At 71.2% G+C, this 18,572-nt stretch carries 14 protein-coding genes and 1 pseudogene; 5 read left to right on the forward strand and 10 right to left on the reverse strand.

Annotation, left to right across the window (positions count from 1 at the left end):
- Window positions 1–87: 87 nt before the first annotated feature.
- Window positions 88–1,128, reverse strand: coding sequence for an NAD(P)-dependent alcohol dehydrogenase (locus ACZ7EG_RS07370; RefSeq protein WP_471073610.1), 1,041 nt, complete (start codon window positions 1,126–1,128; stop codon window positions 88–90).
- A gap of 181 nt (window positions 1,129–1,309) precedes the next feature.
- Between ACZ7EG_RS07370 and ACZ7EG_RS07375 the strand changes: the two genes are divergently transcribed.
- Window positions 1,310–2,224, forward strand: a complete 915-nt coding sequence (locus ACZ7EG_RS07375; RefSeq protein ID WP_471073613.1) for a helix-turn-helix domain-containing protein — start codon at window positions 1,310–1,312, stop codon at window positions 2,222–2,224.
- A 262-nt stretch (window positions 2,225–2,486) separates the two neighbouring features.
- Here ACZ7EG_RS07375 and ACZ7EG_RS07380 read toward each other — a convergent pair whose 3' ends face one another.
- The 4 genes and pseudogenes from ACZ7EG_RS07380 to ACZ7EG_RS07395 all read right to left on the reverse strand — a co-directional run bounded on the left by ACZ7EG_RS07380 (window position 2,487) and on the right by ACZ7EG_RS07395 (window position 8,375).
- Window positions 2,487–5,741, reverse strand: coding sequence for a S8 family serine peptidase (locus ACZ7EG_RS07380; RefSeq protein ID WP_471074850.1), 3,255 nt, complete (start codon window positions 5,739–5,741; stop codon window positions 2,487–2,489).
- Window positions 5,742–6,008: 267 nt separating this feature from the next.
- A pseudogene (locus ACZ7EG_RS07385) lies at window positions 6,009–6,326 on the reverse strand (ATP-binding cassette domain-containing protein); the annotation flags it as partial.
- Window positions 6,327–6,489: 163 nt separating this feature from the next.
- A complete protein-coding gene (locus tag ACZ7EG_RS07390) occupies window positions 6,490–7,740 on the reverse strand; it encodes a L,D-transpeptidase (RefSeq protein WP_471073615.1) in 1,251 nt (416 codons plus the stop codon).
- A gap of 305 nt (window positions 7,741–8,045) precedes the next feature.
- Window positions 8,046–8,375, reverse strand: coding sequence for a hypothetical protein (locus ACZ7EG_RS07395; protein WP_471073617.1), 330 nt, complete (start codon window positions 8,373–8,375; stop codon window positions 8,046–8,048).
- 109 nt (window positions 8,376–8,484) lie between these two features.
- Here ACZ7EG_RS07395 and ACZ7EG_RS07400 point away from each other — a divergent pair, with 109 nt between their 5' ends.
- Window positions 8,485–8,799 carry a hypothetical protein gene (locus ACZ7EG_RS07400; protein WP_471073619.1) on the forward strand — a complete coding sequence of 105 codons (315 nt, stop codon included), beginning with the start codon at window positions 8,485–8,487 and terminating at the stop codon, window positions 8,797–8,799.
- Window positions 8,800–8,848: 49 nt separating this feature from the next.
- Here the strand turns inward: ACZ7EG_RS07400 and hutH are convergent, their stop codons facing one another.
- The 3 genes from hutH to ACZ7EG_RS07415 all read right to left on the reverse strand — a co-directional run bounded on the left by hutH (window position 8,849) and on the right by ACZ7EG_RS07415 (window position 12,606).
- Window positions 8,849–10,387: a histidine ammonia-lyase gene (hutH, locus tag ACZ7EG_RS07405; protein WP_471074853.1), complete on the reverse strand. Its 1,539-nt coding sequence runs from the start codon at window positions 10,385–10,387 to the stop codon at window positions 8,849–8,851.
- A 184-nt stretch (window positions 10,388–10,571) separates the two neighbouring features.
- Window positions 10,572–11,720: a GGDEF domain-containing protein gene (locus ACZ7EG_RS07410; RefSeq protein ID WP_471073621.1), complete on the reverse strand. Its 1,149-nt coding sequence runs from the start codon at window positions 11,718–11,720 to the stop codon at window positions 10,572–10,574.
- Window positions 11,721–11,805: 85 nt separating this feature from the next.
- The gene (locus ACZ7EG_RS07415) at window positions 11,806–12,606 is read right to left on the reverse strand and encodes an enoyl-CoA hydratase/isomerase family protein (RefSeq protein ID WP_471073623.1); all 801 of its coding nucleotides are present in this window, start codon (window positions 12,604–12,606) and stop codon (window positions 11,806–11,808) included.
- A gap of 484 nt (window positions 12,607–13,090) precedes the next feature.
- Between ACZ7EG_RS07415 and ACZ7EG_RS07420 the strand changes: the two genes are divergently transcribed.
- A complete protein-coding gene (locus ACZ7EG_RS07420) occupies window positions 13,091–13,693 on the forward strand; it encodes a hypothetical protein (RefSeq protein ID WP_471073625.1) in 603 nt (200 codons plus the stop codon).
- Between the two features lie 230 nt (window positions 13,694–13,923).
- Here the strand turns inward: ACZ7EG_RS07420 and ACZ7EG_RS07425 are convergent, their stop codons facing one another.
- Both ACZ7EG_RS07425 and ACZ7EG_RS07430 read right to left on the reverse strand, forming a co-directional pair.
- Entirely contained in the window at window positions 13,924–15,030 is a 1,107-nt protein-coding gene (locus tag ACZ7EG_RS07425) for an adenylate/guanylate cyclase domain-containing protein (RefSeq protein WP_142160202.1), read from the reverse strand.
- A 318-nt stretch (window positions 15,031–15,348) separates the two neighbouring features.
- Window positions 15,349–16,242, reverse strand: coding sequence for a biotin--[acetyl-CoA-carboxylase] ligase (locus ACZ7EG_RS07430; RefSeq protein ID WP_471073628.1), 894 nt, complete (start codon window positions 16,240–16,242; stop codon window positions 15,349–15,351).
- Window positions 16,243–16,542: 300 nt separating this feature from the next.
- On the opposite strand from ACZ7EG_RS07430, the gene ACZ7EG_RS07435 reads away from it, so the two are divergent.
- Both ACZ7EG_RS07435 and ACZ7EG_RS07440 read left to right on the forward strand, forming a co-directional pair.
- Window positions 16,543–18,147 (forward strand): acyl-CoA carboxylase subunit beta, encoded by a 1,605-nt coding sequence (locus ACZ7EG_RS07435; RefSeq protein ID WP_351642544.1) that lies wholly within the window; start codon window positions 16,543–16,545, stop codon window positions 18,145–18,147.
- 25 nt (window positions 18,148–18,172) lie between these two features.
- Entirely contained in the window at window positions 18,173–18,382 is a 210-nt protein-coding gene (locus ACZ7EG_RS07440; RefSeq protein WP_471073631.1) for an acyl-CoA carboxylase epsilon subunit, read from the forward strand.
- The last annotated feature ends 190 nt before the right edge of the window (window positions 18,383–18,572 follow it).

Below are 18,572 nucleotides of genomic sequence, written 5' to 3' on the forward strand. Positions count from 1 at the left end.
CCGCGTGTGGCCCGCCGTGCATCCCGAAAGCCCTGAGGGCCCCGGCACGCGGCCGGGGCCCTCAGGGCTGCTGCACACAGGGGGAGGTCAGATCGTCGCCGTGTCGATCACGAACCGGTAGCGCACGTCGCTGGCCTGGACCCGCTCGTACGCCTCGTTGATCTGGTCGCCGCGGATCAGCTCGATCTCGGCGCCGAGGCCGTGCTCGGCGCAGAAGTCCAGCATCTCCTGGGTCTCGGCGATACCGCCGATCATGGAACCGGCGAGGGTCTTGCCACCGCCGATCACCGAGAAGAGGTTGAGGGAGACGGGCTCCTCGGGGGCGCCGACGTTGGCCAGCGTGCCCTCGGTCTTCAGCAGCGACAGGTAGGCGTTGAAGTCCAGCGGGGCGGACACCGTGGACACGATCAGGTCGAACGTACCGGCCAGCTCCTCGAAGGTCTTCGGGTCGCTGGTGGCGTAGTAGTGGTCCGCGCCCAGCCGCAGGCCGTCCTCCTGCTTGCGCAGGGACTGCGACAGCACGGTCACCTCGGCGCCGAGCGCGTGGGCGATCTTGACGCCCATGTGGCCGAGGCCGCCCAGACCGACGATCGCGACCTTCTTGCCGGGGCCGGCGCCGAAGCGGCGGAGCGGGGAGTAGAGGGTGATGCCGGCGCAGAGCAGCGGCGCGGCGACGTCGAGGGAGAGGCCGTCGGGGATGCGCACGACGAAGTTCTCGTCGACGACGACGTTCTGCGAGTAGCCGCCGTAGGTCGGCTCGCCGTCACGGCCGATGCCGTTGTACGTCGGGACGTTGCCCCGCACGCAGTACTGCTCGCGTCCGGCCTTGCAGTTCTCGCACTCGCGGCAGGAGTCGACCATGCAGCCGACGCCCACGCGGTCGCCGACGGCGAACTTCGTGACGCCCGGGCCGACCGCGGAGACGACACCGGCTATCTCGTGGCCGGGGACCATCGGGAAGATCGCCTCACCCCAGCCTTCCTGGGCCTGGTGGATGTCGGAGTGGCAGATGCCGGCGAACTTGATGTCGATCAGGACGTCGAACTCGCGGACCTCGCGGCGCTCGATGGTGGTGCGCTCCAGCGGGGCCTTGGGGGCGGGAGCGGCGTACGCAGCAACAGTGGTCATGCCGGGGGTTCTCCTAGCGGGGTTGTGTGCCCGGCTGCCTTCTGGATCTTCTCGACCGGGCACGATCACCAGCGTGCCCGACTTCCGAGGTCTCACCCAGACCACCGTTTTGCGTACGCACACGGTGCGTACCACTGGCGGGGTCAGGCTGGTGTGCGTACGACCGTGAATACTGGAACGCATGGACGAACAGCCCGAACCCGCACAGACGGCCGGCGGCGGCCTGGACCGGCGCGCCGAGCTCAGTGAGTTCCTGCGCACCCGGCGGGCCCGGCTGAAGCCCGAGGACGTGGGGCTGCCCGACTTCGGGCGGCGGCGTGTGCCCGGGCTGCGCCGCGAGGAGCTGGCGCAGCTGGCCGGGGTGTCCGTGGCGTACTACACGCGGCTGGAGCAGGGCAACGGCCGCAACGTCTCGGCGGAGGTGCTGGACGCGATCGCGCGGGCCCTGCGGCTGAGCGACGCCGAGCACGCGCACCTGATGCATCTGGCGAAGCCGAAGCAGCACAAGAAGAAGCCGGTGACACGCGGCCAGCAGGTGCGGCCGACGCTGCGGCATCTGCTGGACTCGATCGAGGGGGTCCCGGCGTACATCGTCGGACGCCGCTCCGACATCCTGGCCTGGAACCGGATGGCGTCGGCCCTCTTCGGCGACTGGGCGGAGGTGCCGGCCCAGGAGCGCAACTGGGCGCGGATGGTGTTCCTGAGGCCGGAGTACCGCGAGCTGTACCTGGAGTGGGAGCAGAAGGCGTCCGACATGGTCGGCTATCTGCGCATGGACGCGGGCTGCCACCCGGACGACCCGCGGCTGTCGGCGCTGGTGGGCGAGCTGTCGGTGAAGAGCGAGGACTTCCGCCGCCTGTGGGCCGCCCACGACGTCAAGGAGAAGAGCTACGGCGTCAAGCACATGCGCCATCCCCTGGTCGGCGACCTGACCCTGTCCTTCGAGACGTTCCGTCTGGTCGACGACGCCGAGCAGTCCCTGATCACGTACCACGCGGAGCCGGACACCCCGTCGGCGGAGGCCCTGCGGCTGCTGGCGAGCTGGGGGACGGACGCGACGCGCTCCGGGACCAGGGCGTCGACGTCGTCGGAGTAGGCGGGCCGGCGTATCAGTCCGCTGCGCCGAGGTCCTCCCGCATCAGCCTCCGCATCGCGGACAGCCTCGGCCCGGCCTCCTTGAGCGCGCGAAGAGCCCCCTCCGCGCTCTCGCCGGCCCGGGTCACGCCCCGGTCGAGCCGCTTGACCGAGGTCCCCGCGGCGGTCGTGCGAGGACCCTGCTGACGCGGCGGGCCCGCCGGAAGCCGAAGCTCCCGACGGGCCGTCAACGTGCTTGCACTACGGCTTGCTTGCCGCAGGTGCTACTTGCCGTAGTACGCGTTGTAGATCGAGATCGTCGACTTGTTGCCCTTCTTGTCGGCGATCTTGGCGTGGAAGGAGATGCCCTTGCCCTTCGCCGGGTTCTTCACGCTCACCTTGCCGTCCTTGACGGTGAGCTTCTTCCAGGTCTTGCCGTAGTCGTACGAGACGTAGACCGACAGCGACTTCAGGTTGCTGCCCTTGGCCGCGCCCTCGACGGTGACCGGGACCTTGACGGTCTTGTCGGCCGGGGCCTTGCTGTCCAGACCCGTGGCCGCGTGGAAGCGGGCCGTGGAGACGGGCAGCTTGGTGATGTCGCTGGTCTTCTTCGAGCGGAAGGTCCAGCTGGCGTCGACCCGGGTGGAGGCCGCCGCGACCTTGACGCTGCGCTTGACCGACGTCGTCAGCTTGTACGCGGCGTCACCGGCCGGCACCTTGAACTGCTTGTCGCCGAAGAGCGGGTCGTCGTTGCTGCCGACCTTGGTGCCGTTGCGGTAGAGGGTCGTGTCGACCGCGGAGAACTTCGAGTAGCCCACGTTGCCCTTGCCGTCGGCGAACAGCGGCAGGGAACCGTAGATCTGGTTGCCCTCGCGGAAGACCCCGAAGTCACCGCTCAGACGCGGCCCGAAGACGGCCGTGTTGACGGTCTTGGAGTAGCTCTTGCCCGCGGCGAACTTGTGCGTGCCCATCGCGTAGGCGGCCTCGTCGACCGGGAACCCGTCCGCGTCCACACCGCCGGACTGGGCGAACTCGAGCTGCCACTGCACGCCGCCCTGGGCGGACAGGTGCAGCGTCCGGGTGCCGGGCAGGGTCTGCGGGATGCCGATCGAGGAGGCGCCGGAGCTCCACGGCATCCAGCCCACCGCGTTGATCGCGCCCTTCTTGCCGCTCGCCGAGGCGCCGAGGCCGGCCTTCACCGTGGCCAGCTCGCTCGCCTTGTAGTGCTTGGTGAAACCGGTGGCGAGCTGCTTGACCGGGCCGCCGGCGATGACGTCGTACTCCTCCTTGTCGCCCTTGGACCAGTGGCCGTCCCACTGCTGGGTCACCGAGCCGTCGGTGATCTGCGGGCCGACGTGGGCGCTGCGGAACTTGTCGTAGGAGTCCAGCCACCAGCCGAAGCCCCAGCTGCTGTCACCGGATTCCACCGTGTAGTCGGCCGAGGCGAACTCCGACTTGACGCCGGTGGCCGGGACGGTGATGTCCACCGGCTTGGCCTTGCGGGCGTCCAGCGTGACCGTCGTGTTCTTGGTGAGGTTCAGCTTGGGCTGGGCGAGCCAGTCGACACCCTCGAACGTCTGCGGGTCGTCGCCCACGAAGACGCTCGTGTTGAGGATGTAGGTGCCCTTGGGGAGGCGGGCGGTGACCGTGCCGTCCTCGTCGTACGGCATGGCCCCCTTGCCCTTGCCCAGGCCGGCTATGCCGGTCAGGTCGGCGTTGTAGTTCTTCGCCGCCTTGCCGTCGCGGTCCAGGAACTTCAGCGTCACGTCGTACGACTCGACCTCACGCTGCACCGCCGCCGCCGTGCGGACGGTCTGCCCGTCGCCCGTCGCCGTCACGTACGCCGAGTACGCGCCGTCGACGGTGCCGCCCAGCTTGGTGTCGACGGTGAACGGCACCGAGGCCTTGCCGCCGGCCGGGACCGTCACCGAGGTGGCGCCGAGTTTGAAGAAGCCGGCCGGGACGGCCTGGCCCTTCGGGTTGGTGGCCGTCGACGAAAGCTTCAGCGTGACGTCCTTCGTACCGAGGTTGCGGTACGTCAGCTCCTTGGTGACCGGCTTGTCGTCGGTGTGGGGCCACTGCTGCACCCCGAAGCTCACCGAGGCCGGATCGGCGATCACGGACTGCTTGATGGCCTTGTCGACCTGGATCCGGCCCGAACCCTGCTGGAACGGGGTGTACTTGCCGCCCTTGGTGGAGCCGGTGAGGGCGCCCTTCAGCTCGGCGTACTTCCAGTCCGGGTGCTGCTGCTTGAGGATCGCCGCCGCGCCCGCGACATGCGGGGTCGCCATCGACGTACCGGAGATCGTCATGTAGCCGGCCGGCTTCTCGCCGACCTCCTGGGCTATCTGGTTGCCGGGGGCGGAGGCCGCCGTGATGTCCACGCCGGGCGCGGTCACGTCCGGCTTGAGGGCACCGTCCATGCCGGGACCGCGGCTGGAGAAGTCGGCGAGCTTGTCCTTGTCGTCGACCGCGCCGACGGTCAGGGCCGCGGCGGCGCTGCCCGGGGAGCCGATGGTCTGCTCGCCGAAGTCGCCCTCGTTGCCCGCCGCGATGGCGAACAGGACGCCCTTCTCCTCGGACAGCTTGTTCACCGCCGCTTCCAGCGGGTCGATCGCGGGCGTGTCGCCGCCGCCCAGGCTCAGGTTGACGACGTCGGCGCCCTCGGCGACGGCCCACTCCATGCCGGCGACGATCTCGGAGTCGCTGCCGAAGCCGCCGTCGTCGAGGACCTTGCCGTTGAGGATCTTCGCGCCGGGCGCGACACCCTTGTACGTGCCGCCTGACTTCTTGCCGGTGCCGGCCGCGGTGGAGGCGACGTGCGTGCCGTGGCCCACCTTGTCGGAGGCGTCGGGCGCGGTGGTGAAGTTCTTGGCGCCGACCACCTGACCCTTGAGGTCGTCGTGGGTGGCGTCGACACCGGTGTCCAGGACGGCGATCTTGGTGCCCTTGCCGTCGTAGCCGGCCGACCACGCCTTGGGCGCGCCGATCTGCGGGACGGACTTGTCGAGGCTGGCCTTGCGGACGCCGTCGAGCCAGACGTGCGCGATACCGGAGGCGGTCTTCTCGCCGTTGGTGACCGCGTCCCAGAGCTCGGGCGTGTCCTTCTGCGGCGTCTGCACCGCGTCCGCGTTCACGGACTTCAGCGCGCGGCTCAGGGTGCCGGCCTCGCGGACGTCGGCCTTGGTGGCGGCGGCGCTGCCCTGGTAGCCGACGATGACCTTCAGGCCCTTCTTCTGGGCCTTGCGGGTCGCGGACTTGTTCAGCTCGGTGACGTCGAAGAGCCGCTGGTCGAGCTTGCCCGTGGCGACCAGGCGGGCGGCGTCGGCCGGGATGACGAGGGTGTGGCCGTCGACCTTGCGGACCTGGGCGGGTACGTTCTCACGGCCCTTGGCGTGCTCCAGGCCGATGACACGGCCCTTGGCGTCGAGGACGACCCGGTCGCCGGTGATCAGTGTGATGCGGTGCTTGGCGGTCAGGGACGCCGGCTTGGCGGCCGCTGCCGCCTGCTCGCCGTTGGCCGACGCCGGGCTGGTCATGCCCGCCGCCAGGGCCACGGCCGCCGCTGTGGCGACCGTGGCCGCGCACGCCCTTTTCACTTGTCTGCGCAAGTTTCCCCCTTGCAGAAGAACCGGGTGAATTCCCCGTTCACCCGGCCGGGGGTGGTCTCGTACGCATGCACGTACACCCCCCGGAATACGCAGTATGCCGAGGGGTGATCAGGTGCTCAATAGATGAGAGGAAGGCAAGAAATCCGTCGGCCGACTGTTACAAGGCCGTCGGAACTCCGTTACAGGGAGCGGTGGTTACGCACGCGCGTTCTCCTTGACGGTGATCCGGCCCTTGCGGATCGTCGCCAGGCGCGGGGCCTTCCGCGCTGTCGCCGAGTCGTGGGTGACCATCACGAAGGTCAGGCCGAGCTCCTCCCACATGCGTTCGAGTACGTCCATGATCTCGTCGCGCATGGATTCGTCGAGATTTCCGGTGGGTTCGTCGGCGAGGAGCACTTTCGGCTGTTTCACCAGGGCCCGGGCGATGGCCACGCGTTGTTGCTGACCACCGGACATCTCGCCGGGCAGATGGGCGAGGCGCTCGCCGAGGCCGACCGACGGCGCAACTCGCGCCTCAGGTAGGTGAAGAACATGGCCGCAAGCTGGGGACGGTCTGTGATGAGGGCTTGAGCCACGCCTGAGAGGTGGATGAGAACAGCCGAAAGGCCGCCGCCCACCCCTCGTCCGAGGTGGGCGGCGGCCTTTCGTCAGCAAAGCGGTGAGAACCGGCGCGCCGTCAGACCGCCGAACCGGCCTTCCAGTCGGCCCAGCTCATGTTCCAGCCGTTGAGGCCGTTGTCCGGCGCGATCGTCTTGTCGCCGGTGTTCTCGACGACCACCACGTCACCGAGGATCGAGTTGTTGAAGAACCACGCGCCCGGGGTGTTCGGGTCGTCGGCGCCCTTGGCGTCCTGCAGGCCGACGCAGCCGTGACTGGTGTTCACGCTGCCGAAGATGGACTTCGCGCCCCAGTAGTTGCCGTGGATGAACGTGCCGGAGCTGGACAGGCGGATGGCGTGCGGCACGTCCTTGATGTCGTACTCGCCCTTGCCGTCGTCGTCCGTGAAGCCCACGGTCGCGCCGTTCATGCGCGTCTCCTTGAACTTCTCGGACATCACCATGACGCCTTCGTAGGTCTTGTTCTCGGGCGAACCGGCGGAGATCGGGATCGTGCGGACGACCTTGCCGTCCTGCGTGATCTTCATCTTCTTGGTCTTCGCGTCGACGTACGAGACCTGGTTGCGCCCGATCTTGAAGGTGACCGTCTTCTGCTGGACGCCGAAGACGCCCTTGGCTCCCTCGACGCCGTCGAGCGCGAGCTTCAGCGTGACGGTGGAGCCTTCCTTCCAGTAGTCCTCGGGCCGGCAGTCCATGCGGTTGGCGTTGAACCAGTGGCAGGCGACCTCCTGGCCGCCGGTCGTGCTGACCTTGACGCCCTTCTGGACCGCCGCCTTGTTGGTGATCGCCTTGTCGAAGTTGATCGAGACCGGCATGCCGACGCCGACGGTGGTGCCGTCGTCCGGCGTGAAGTTGCCGATGAAGCTGTTGGCCGGGGAGACCGTGGTGAACGAGGCGTTCTCGTGGGCGACGCGCCCGTCGGAGTCCTTCGCCTCGGCCGCCAGCTTGTAGGTGGTGGACCGCTCCAGCTGCGTGGTGGGCTTCCAGCTGGTCTTGTCGGCGGATATCTGGCCGCTCACCTCGGTGCCCTCGGACGTCGTCATCTTGACGTCCGTGAGCGTGCCCTTGCTCACGGTGACGGCGGCGGAGTTGTTGATGGAGGCGTTGTCGGAGCCGTCCTCGGGTGTGATCTTGATCTGGGCCTCGGAGGTCTTCTTCGCCGCGGCCTCGTCGACCTTCGACTGGGAGCTGTCGCCTCCGTCTCCCCCGGAGGCGCTGTCGTCGCCGCCGGAACACGCCGAGAGCATCAGCACTCCGCCGAGCAGTGCGGACGCGACCGTCAGGCCCTTGCGCCGCTTACTGACCGTCATCACACGCTTCTCCATCGTTGCCGATTTCCCCAAACCCCGAGTGTCCCCGTCAGAAACCTGAGTGCCCCCGTCGGGACCCGTGAGTCCTCGCCGGGACTCGTAAGTCCTCGCCAGGACTCGTGAGTCCTCATCCGGAACTTTCAACGCTACGACCGGTTCATCCGGTTCCCCAGGTCGCGCAGGTGTGGGGATCACCACGTCCGTGACGGACGTGGCCGGTCGATACGGGTGCGGTCGGTGCGTCGGTTGAGACGCGAAGACCCCGGGCGGCGGTTGCCGCCCGGGGGCACGACTTCCCGGACAGCTCAGCCGTCGCTGTCGTCGCCATCATCCTCGTCGAGGTCCCAGTCCGGCGAATCGGGGTCGTAGTCGACCCGCTCGCTGCTCCAGGAGGCCTGCTGGAGTTCCACCCCGGGCACCTCGCTCACCAGGTCGAAGGGGTCCACGAGGTAGGCAAGGGCTTCCGCCGTGTCGTCCGTCACAGCGCTCTCGGCGTGGGCCCGCTCCGCCGCGGGCATCTCCGCCTCGTCGGCGATCCGGCGCAGCGCGGACTTGGTGACCGCGTCCACGTCGTTGACCTCGAGAACGAGTTCCACCCGAAGCCGTACAAAACGTGATGTCTCTGGAGTGCTCATGGCGCGAGCGTACGTCCGGGCCCTCCCGTGACTTTCCCGTGACCCGCGACTTTCACTAACATCGCCCCACACGGCCAATTCGCCGACGTCACAAGGGGATCGATATTCCGTGTCATCCGCTCGCCGCCCGTTGCTGACCGCCACCGCCGCGGCGTCCCTGCTGGGCGCCATGTGGTTCGTCCCGTCCGCGAACGCGACGCCGGACTCCCCGGTGAGAGACGCCGTCTCGACGAGCCCGTCACCGCAGGTCACGGAGCAGGCCCGGATCGCGGCCACGACCGCCGACGCCTCCGTCACCGGCGCACGCCTCGCCGACACCGGCACCTTCGACAGCACCCCGTACGTGCTCGGCGGGACCTTCTGCCTGACGCTGGGCGCCGGGTTCGTCGTGTACTCGGTGCGCCGGGAACGCCTGGGTCTCTGAGGGTCGTTGAGAAGGGGCCCCGCCTCAACGACAGGGCCCCTTCTCTGCCCTACTGGAGCGGCCCGGTGACCTTCTCCACCGCGGCCAGCAGCCGTCCGTCGCGCACGAACGCGTCCGCCGCGGCGAGATCGGGCGCGAGGAACCGGTCCGGTCCGGCTCCCTCGACTCCGGCCTCCCGTGCGGCGTCGATGGCCGCCCGCGTCGCGGGCGCCGGGGTCAGTCCCTCGCGCAACTCCACTGCGCGCGCGGCGGCGTAGAACTCGATGGCGATCACGCGCGTGAGGTTGTCGACGGCCGTGCGCAGCTTGCGCGCCGCCGACCAGCCCATCGAGACGTGGTCCTCCTGCATGGCGGAGGACGGGATCGAGTCGGCGGACGCCGGCACGGCGAGCCGCTTCAGTTCGCTCACCAGCGCGGCCTGCGTGTACTGAGCGATCATCAGACCCGAGTCCACACCGGCGTCGTCGGCGAGGAACGGCGGCAGGCCGTGGCTGCGGTTCTTGTCGAGCAGCCGGTCGGTGCGCCGCTCGGCGATCGAGCCGAGGTCGGCGGCGGCGACGGCCAGGAAGTCCAGGACGTAGGCGACGGGCGCCCCGTGGAAGTTGCCGTTGGACTCCACCCGGCCGTCGGGCAGGACGACGGGGTTGTCCACGGCGGACGCCAGCTCGCGGTCGGCGACCAGCCGGGCGTGGGTCATGGTGTCCCGGCCGGCGCCGGCGACCTGGGGGGCGCAGCGCACCGAGTAGGCGTCCTGCACGCGCGGGGCGTCGTCCTGGTGATGCCCGGTCAGGCCCGAGCCCTTCAGCACGGCCAGCATGTTGGCGGCGCTGGCGGCCTGGCCCGGGTGCGGCCGGATGGCGTGCAGCTCGGGCGCGAGGACCTTGTCGGTGCCGAGCAGGGCCTCCAGCGACAGGGCGGCGGTGACGTCGGCGGACCGGTAGAGCGTCTCCAGGTCGGCCAGGGCCATCACCAGCATGCCGAGCATGCCGTCGGTGCCGTTGAGGAGGGCCAGGCCCTCCTTCTCGCGCAGTTCGACCGGCTGGATGCCGTGCGCGGCGAGGAGTTCGGCGGCCGGGCGCACGACACCGTCGGGGCCCTCGGCGTCGCCCTCGCCCATCAGCGCGAGCGCGCAGTGGGAGAGCGGCGCGAGGTCGCCGGAGCAGCCGAGGGAGCCGTACTCGTGCACGACCGGGGTGATCCCGGCGTTGAGGAGGTCGGCCATGGTCTGCGCGACCTCGGGCCGGACGCCGGTGTGCCCGGAGCAGAGGGTCTTCAGCCGCAGGAACATCAGGGCGCGGACGACTTCCCGCTCCACGGCCGGGCCCATCCCGGCGGCGTGCGAGCGGACGATGTTGCGCTGCAGCTGCGCGCGCAGCTCCGGGCTGATGTGCCGGGTCGCCAGGGCACCGAAGCCGGTGCTCACGCCGTACACGGGGTCCGGCTTGGCCGCCAGCGCGTCCACGATCTCGCGGGCCGCGGCGAGGGCGGCCACGGCCTCCTCGGAGAGCTCGACGCGGGCGCCGCCGCGCGCCACGGCGAGCACGTCGGACGCCGTCACCCCGGCCGTCCCCACCACCACAGTGTGCATATCCATATTCAGGAGCGTACGCAGTGAATTCGATGATGTCACCACTGGGGGCGGCCTTCACCCCTTACCGAATGCGTCACACCGCCCGGCCCGGAGGCAGAGCGCGTCCCGGATCAGAGCGCCGTACGGGAGCAGGGCGCCGTACGGGGTCAGGAGCCGTACGGGATCAAGGAGCCGTGCGGGATCAGGGTGCGTGCCGACCCCGGAACCGCCGGCGCTCACCGCCGGCCTCCTGGGACGGTTCGTCCGCGAGCCGCACGACGGGATCGTCGGGCCCGGCGCGCCCCGCGACGACCGGCCTGGCCGCCCGCTCGGCCTTGGCCCGGTACTGGGCGGCGTCGGCGAGCCGGAACAGCCGACGGGCGGAGCGCACCGGCCCGATCGGGTCCTCGGTGGAGGCGACTCCGCAGGCCACCCCGTCCCCGAGCTCCAACTCGGCGGCCCTGCGGCACAGTTCGTCGGCCGCCTTCACGACCTGGTCGGCGGGCGGCCCGACCGCGAGCAGACAGAACTCGTCCCCGCCCAGCCGCGCGGCCAGCGCCCCCGGCAGCATGGCCCCGCACAGCGACAGCACCGATCCGAACCGCTCCAGGAGCCGGTCGCCGGCGGCGTGCCCATGGGTGTCGTTGACCCGCTTGAGCCCGTTCAGATCGCAGACGACCAGACTCACCACCGCGTCGTCCCGGCGGTGCCGCTCGATCGCCCGCTCCAGTCGTACGTCCACGGCGCGGCGGTTGGCGAGCCCGGTGAGGGAGTCGGTGAAGGCGAGCCGCCGGACCTCCTCCAGCCGCTCGGTCTGGGCGATGCCGGCGGCCACGACGGAGGCCAGGACGGTGGCGAAGTCGGCGTCGTCCCGCCCGAAGACGGCCTCACCGACCGGGCGTGCGACATACAGTTCGCCCCAGGCCCGCCCGTGCAGCACGATGGGCGCGACCACGCAGCAGCCGCGACCGCGGCGCCGCAGGGTGGCGACCCGCTGATGGCAGTACCCGGGCCGTCCCGCGGCGGGCCCCTCGGCGGTCTCCACCCACGCGTCGGGCTCCCCGCCACCGGCCCACTGTTCGTGCAGGAACTCGGTGATCTCCGCGAACTGGTGCACCGGGTAGGCCTCGTCCTCCGGGAACTCCTCCTCCCCCTCCGCCAGCTCGCCCACGTTCACCAGGACCCGCAGCCGCCCGAGCTCGCGCTCCCACACCGACAGCGCGGCGAAACTCCCGCCCAACGCCCGGCACGCCCCGGCCGCCGCGGCGCGCCACGCCTCACGTGACCCGTGCGCGGCCGCCATCCCCTGAGCCAACGCGACGACGGCCGCGAGCCGTCTGTCCTCACCCATCCCTCCAGGCTAGGGAGTTTCCAGCCAGACTGACCTGTTTACGACGCGAACGGGGACGACGATTTCGCCCGGCTCCCTTCGGCCGCTACTCCCCCGGCCACTGCGGCTTACGCCGCTCGTTGAAGGCCGCGACCCCCTCCGCCCGGTCACCCGAGAAGGCCGTCGCCCGCCACGCCGCGTCCTCGACCTCCAGCCCGGCCCGCAGGTCAAGCCCCTGCCCGAGCCGCAAGGCCCGCTTCGCCGCCCGCAGGCCCACCGGCGAGTTCCCGGCGATCCGCGCCGCCAGCGCCAGCGCCTCCTCCCGGTCCCGCCCCTCTTCGACCAGCTGATCGACCAGCCCCAACTCGCCCGCCTCGACGGCCTCCACCCGTCGCGCGGAGAAGATCAGTTCGGCCGCCCGCGCCGCCCCGACGCGCCGCGGCAGCAACTGCGTGCCCCCGCCCCCGGGGATCACCCCGACCGACACCTCCGGCAGCCCCACCACCACCGTCCGGTCCGCCACGATCACGTCGCACGCCAGCGCCAGCTCGAACCCGCCGCCGAGCGCGAACCCGTGGACCGCCGCCACCGTCGGCACCGGCAGCTCCAGCACGCCGGTGTACGCCCCCCGCGTCACCGGCCGCTGCCGCAGCAGATCCGCGTCGCTGAAGGAGTTCCGCTCCTTCAGATCCGCCCCGACACAGAAGGCCCGCTCATGCGTCGAGGTCAGCACGACCGCCCGTACGTCCCGGTCCTCCCCCAGCGCCGCACAGGCCCCGGCGATGGACCGCGCCATCTCCGTCGACACCGCGTTCATGGCCTTCGGCCGGTCGAGGACGAGCTCCGCGACATGCCCCTGCTCATGCCGCCGCACCAGCACGAACTCCCCGAACCGTTCCTCACTCATGACACCCTCCGGTTAACGCGGGTTAACAAGGTCGACGCTTCGATCATCGCAGCCGCACCCGGCCCGCGAAAAGGGCGGACTCGCCCTGCTTCCACCACCCCCCGCCCACCCGTTCGAGTGACATCACCCCAACCCCGGCCCAACCGCCCATGGGAGCGCATAGCGTGCGTCCCCCACGGCGCACAGGGGGCGCGGGTGCTGCGGGGAGGGACCGTTTCGGGGAGGGACCGCGATGACGACGAACACGCCGGCGAGGCCGCGAGGGGACGCCGGAGCCGCCACGGCACCGCCCCGACGTGAGCCCACGCCCGGCCGGGCCACGACGGCACCACCACACCGCCCTGACCCCGGGCCCCATCAGGCCACGACGACACCACCACACCGCCCTGACCCCGGGCCCCACCAGACCACGACGACACCACCACACCGCCCTGACCCCGCACCCCACCAGACCACGACGACACCACATCGGCGTGAGCCGCCCGTGCCCCACGAGCCGGCCCCGGCCGGGACCGGCCCCTTCGCGCCCCGCGTCCGGGGCCGTCACCGCAAGCCCCGCCCCCGCAAGGTCCTGCTCGCCGCCGGCGGCCTCGCCCTCGCCGCGGGTGCCCTGAGCCTCCTGCGACTGACCTCCGGCCCGGGCTCCGAGGGCGGCACCCTCGAGGCCGGAACCCGCCCGGACCCGGCCACCACCTCCACGGACGATGCCGCCCGCACCGCCGCGACCCTCCCGGCCACCCCCGACGCGAGCCCCTCCTCGCCCACGGCCCTGGGTGGCCTGACCCCGTCACCGGTCACCAAGGGCTCCCGGCCGTCCCCGCCCGCCACGGCCGGCGCCCCGGGGACCGTCACGGCCGCTGCCCCGGCACCCACCACCATCCCCGGCACGCCGAACGCCCCCGCCCCCTCGACGACGGCCCCGGAAGCCGGCGACGCGCCGAGCCCGGCCCCTTCTCCACCCGCACCGCCGACCCGGACCCCACCGGCCCCGGCACCCGCACGCGAGGAGCCGAAGAAGCCCCACGACCCGGACCTGTGTGTGCCGGTCATCGGCCTGTGCGTGGACTCGCCGGTCGACCGGCCATGACGAGCGAGGCGAGGCGTTCCGGCACGGGGACTGGGCGCTCCGGCACGGGGGGCCGACGACTCCGGCCAGGGACTCGACACTCCGGCACAGGGACCTGCGGCACCGGCCAGGGACTCGACACTCCGGCCCAGGGACCCAACGACTCCGGCCAGGGACCGGACGCTCCGGCACAGGGACCCGCGCCCCCGGCACGAGACCCCGACGACTCCGGCCAGGGACTCGACGAGCGGCTACGGTGCCCCGTCGCGCCGCGTGAGCAGCCACGGCTCCACGACGCCCAGGCCGCGCACCGGCCGCTGCCACATCGGCTGCAGCCCGAACCGGTACACCGGGGGCTCCTCGCCCTCCTTCTCCGCCGCCGCGGCCTCCTCGGCCGCCTCCGCCTCCGAGGCCGGGGCGTCCTGCGTACGGATCAGCTCCTCGGCGAAGGCGGTGTCGACGAGGACGGCGTCCTTCGGAGCTATCGACGTGAGCCGGGAGGCCAGGTTGACGGTCGTACCGAACACATCACCCATTCGGGTGGTCACCGTGCCGAACGCCATGCCGACGCGCAGCTCCGGCATCGTCTCGTCGTGCGCCATGGTCTCGATCAGCCGCAGGGCGATCTCGGCGGCCGTGCCCGCGTCGTCCGCGGCGTAGAGAACCTCGTCGCCGAGGGTCTTGATCAGCCGCCCGCCGTTCGCGGCCACCAGGTCTGCGGCCGTGGTCTCGAAGGCCTCGACCAGCTCGCCGAGCTCCTCCTCCTCCATGCGGCGGGTCAGCCGCGTGAACCCGACCAGGTCGGCGAAGCCCACGGCGAGGCGCCGGTCGACCATCTCCTCGTCGTCGGCCGCCTGGACGACCCGCCCGGCCGAGGCGGCGAGCTGCCGGCGCCAGACGTAGACGAGGAACTCCTCCAGCTCGGGCAGGAGCAGCTCGACGATCGGGTACGTCACCTCGGTGCGGGTCATGCCCGGCTCGGGCGGCTCGGTCAGCCCCTCCAGGAAGGAGTCGATCTGCCACTCTGCGAGCCGCGCGGTGGTCTGCCCCGTGGACCGGGCCACCTGTACGGCCATCGCCTCGCTCAGCAGCCCCGCCTCGACGAGGCCGGCCAGGCGCCGTAGCGCGAGGACGTCGGCCTCGGTGAGGGCCTTGGCCTGACCTATGTCGGCGAAGCCCATGGCCCGCCAGAAGCGGGAGGCCAGTTCCATGGAGACACCGGCGCTGCGGGCCGCCTGAAACGGGGTGTAGCGGCGCTCGGCGCCCAGGATGAGCCCTTCGAGGCGCAGGGCGAGCGGATCCTCGCCGGAGTCGGCGCCCTGCGCGTCCTCGCCGGAACCCGAGTCGTCGACGGTCACGCGTGTTGCCCTTCCGATCTGTCACGGTCATGTATCGACCGGCCTCAACTCTACGGCAGGTGTGCGCCAGCTCACTCCGTCAGGTTCAGCCGACGGGTTGAGAGCCCGGCGTTTTCCGGCAGCCGGCATTGCTGCCACGGCCCCGCTGGGGGCTGCCGCCCCAGAACCCCGCTTCGGCCGGCGCTTCCTCGGCCGAGGAAGCGCTGTGGGACCTGTGGGAGGGCACCCGGGCATCCCATGGCCCGCGCGGCCGGAACGGGGCCCTCAAGCGCCGGACGGGCTGGAAGCATCTGGCCCGCGCCCGGCCCCCACCTCGGCTCACGCCGGTCTCAGGTGCACGATGTCCCCGGCCCCGACGGGCTCCTGCACCCCCTCCTCCGTCGCCAGCACCAATCGCCCGTCCCCGTCCAGAGCCACGGCCTCCCCCACCACCGCCCGATCCCCCGGAAGCTCCGCCCGCACCACTCGCCCGAGCGTCGCGCATCCCGCCACATATGCCTCCTGCAACCCGCAGGGGCCCGCGTCGCCTCCGGCGGCACGCCACTTGCCGTACCAGTCCTCCAGCGAGCGCAGCACCCCCCGCAGCAGCGTGTCCCGGTCCGTGCTCACCGCTCCCGCCAGGCCCAGCGACCCCGCCGTCGGCACGGGCAGCTCTTCGTCCTTGAGGGAGACGTTGATGCCGACCCCGATGACGACCCCGTCGTCGCCGGCCCGCTCGGCCAGGATCCCGCCGGCCTTGCGCTCCGCTCCCCCGACCGTGACCAGCAGATCGTTCGGCCACTTCAGGGCCGTGTCGACGCCCGCCGCCCGCGACAGGCCCGTCGCCACCGCGACACCCGTGAGCAGCGGCAGCCAGCCCCACCGCGCCACCGGCACCTCGCTCGGCGTGAGCAGGACGGAGAAGAAGAGGCCGGAGCGCGGCGGCGCCGTCCACCGGCGGTCGAGCCGGCCGCGGCCCGCCGTCTGTTCCTCGGCGACCAGCACCGCGCCCTCGGTCACCTCGCCCTTCGCCGCCCGGGCCACCAGATCGGAGTTCGTGGAGCCGGTGCGCTGCACCACGTCCACCTCCGACCACAGCCCTCCCGGCCGCACCAGACCGCGGCGCAGGGCGGTGACGTTGAGGGGCGGGCGGTCGAGGTCGGACCATCGGCTCGACCTCGGCTCACGGGGCCCGTCGGACGGGTTTCCATCTGCACCTGGTGGCGTCTTCATGCAAGCCACCCTAGGTTTGACATCCTCCATCCCGCAGAGGGAGTGGATTCCAGCCCGAAGGGGCTGAGGTTCACGGGCGCTCGGCCACTTCGTGGCGTCGCCCCTCCGGCGTGTCCCGCCGCGACAGCTTGATCGTATGCGCCACGTTGGCGCCGCGCCGCCGATTCCGTAGATCTCATCGGCGATCCTGGGAAGGCAGGGGCGGTGTGGTAAACGCCGCACTGCCGATGCGGAGGCACCCCACTAGTCTACGGATGAGTAACCGTCCCCCCTTTTGAGCAGGCAGGGAGCCGCATCCCGATGTCCGAGCCGGAAGAGCAGCAGCAGCCCGACATTCACACGACCGCGGGCAAGCTCGCGGATCTGAAGCGACGCATCGAGGAAGCGACACACGCCGGCTCCGCTCGTGCCGTCGAAAAGCAGCACGCCAAGGGCAAGCTGACGGCCCGTGAGCGGATCGAGCTCCTGCTCGACGAGGGCTCCTTCGTCGAGCTGGACGAGTTCGCCCGGCACCGCTCCACGAACTTCGGCCTCGACAAGAACCGCCCGTACGGCGACGGGGTCGTCACCGGGTACGGCACCGTCGACGGCCGCCCGGTCGCCGTGTTCTCGCAGGACTTCACCGTCTTCGGCGGTGCCCTCGGCGAGGTCTACGGCCAGAAGATCGTCAAGGTCATGGACTTCGCCCTGAAGACCGGCTGCCCGGTCATCGGGATCAACGACTCCGGCGGGGCGAGGATCCAGGAGGGCGTCGCCTCGCTCGGCGCCTACGGCGAGATCTTCCGCCGCAACACCCACGCCTCCGGTGTCATCCCGCAGATCAGCCTGGTCGTCGGGCCGTGCGCGGGCGGCGCGGTCTACTCCCCGGCCATCACCGACTTCACGGTCATGGTCGACCAGACCTCGCACATGTTCATCACCGGCCCCGACGTCATCAAGACCGTCACCGGCGAGGACGTCGGCTTCGAGGAGCTGGGCGGCGCCCGGACCCACAACGCGACCTCCGGTGTCGCCCACCACATGGCGGGTGACGAGAAGGACGCCATCGAGTACATCAAGCAGCTGCTGTCCTACCTGCCGTCCAACAACCTCTCGGAGGCCCCGGTCTTCCCCGAGGAGGCCGACCTCGAGGTCAGCGACGAGGACCGCGAGCTGGACGTGATCGTCCCGGACAGCGCGAACCAGCCGTACGACATGCACGCGGTGATCGAACACGTCCTGGACGACGCCGAGTTCTTCGAGACGCAGCCGCTGTACGCGCCGAACATCGTCACCGGCTTCGGCCGGGTCGAGGGCCACCCGGTCGGCATCATCGCCAACCAGCCGACGCAGCTCGCCGGCTGTCTGGACATCAAGGCCAGTGAGAAGGCCGCCCGCTTCGTGCGGACCTGCGACGCCTTCAACGTCCCGGTGATCACGTTCGTCGACGTCCCCGGCTTCCTGCCCGGCGTCGGCCAGGAGCACGACGGCATCATCCGCCGCGGCGCCAAGCTGATCTACGCCTACGCCGAGGCGACCGTCCCGCTCATCACGATCATCACGCGCAAGGCCTTCGGCGGCGCCTACGACGTCATGGGCTCGAAGCACCTGGGCGCGGACCTCAACCTCGCCTGGCCCACCGCCCAGATCGCCGTCATGGGCGCCCAGGGCGCGGTCAACATCCTGCACCGCCGCACGATCGCGGAGGCCGAGGCGAACGGCGAGGACCTGGAGGCGGTCCGGGCCCGGCTGATCCAGGAGTACGAGGACGCCCTCCTCAACCCCTACGTCGCGGCCGAGCGCGGTTACATCGACGCCGTGATCCTGCCGTCCGAGACCCGCCGGCACGTCGTACGGGGTCTGCGTCAACTGCGTACGAAGCGGGAATCCCTGCCTCCGAAGAAGCACGGCAACATCCCCCTCTAGCCCGCAGCGAGCCCAGGAGGCCCACATGACGATCAAGGTCGTACGGGGCAACCCGACCCCGGAGGAGCTGGCCGCCGCCCTGGCGGTGGTCAGGGTCCGCGCCGCGGCGGCGGCAGCCGCCCCGCCCGGCGCGCCGACGTCCCGCGATTCCTGGTCCGACCCGTCCCGCATCGCGGCCCACCGCCTGCCCCGGCCGGGGCCGTCGGCGTGGGGCCGCACGTACTGGCCGGCCTGAGCGGCAGCGCACTTTCCCTGGGGCGCGGGCGGTGTCGCTGTGCGGCTCCGCCCGCGGGCGCGACAAGCCCCCACCGTCCCGGGGGCGGGGGGGGGGGCGGTTTTGGGGGGGGGGGGGGGGGGGACCGGACTCCCGCGGGCAAAGGGAAAACAACCCCCCAATGGTGGCAACTTTTTGTCCGCCCCCCAAA

The sequence above is a fragment of the Streptomyces sp. NPDC037100 genome (genome assembly GCF_055606225.1).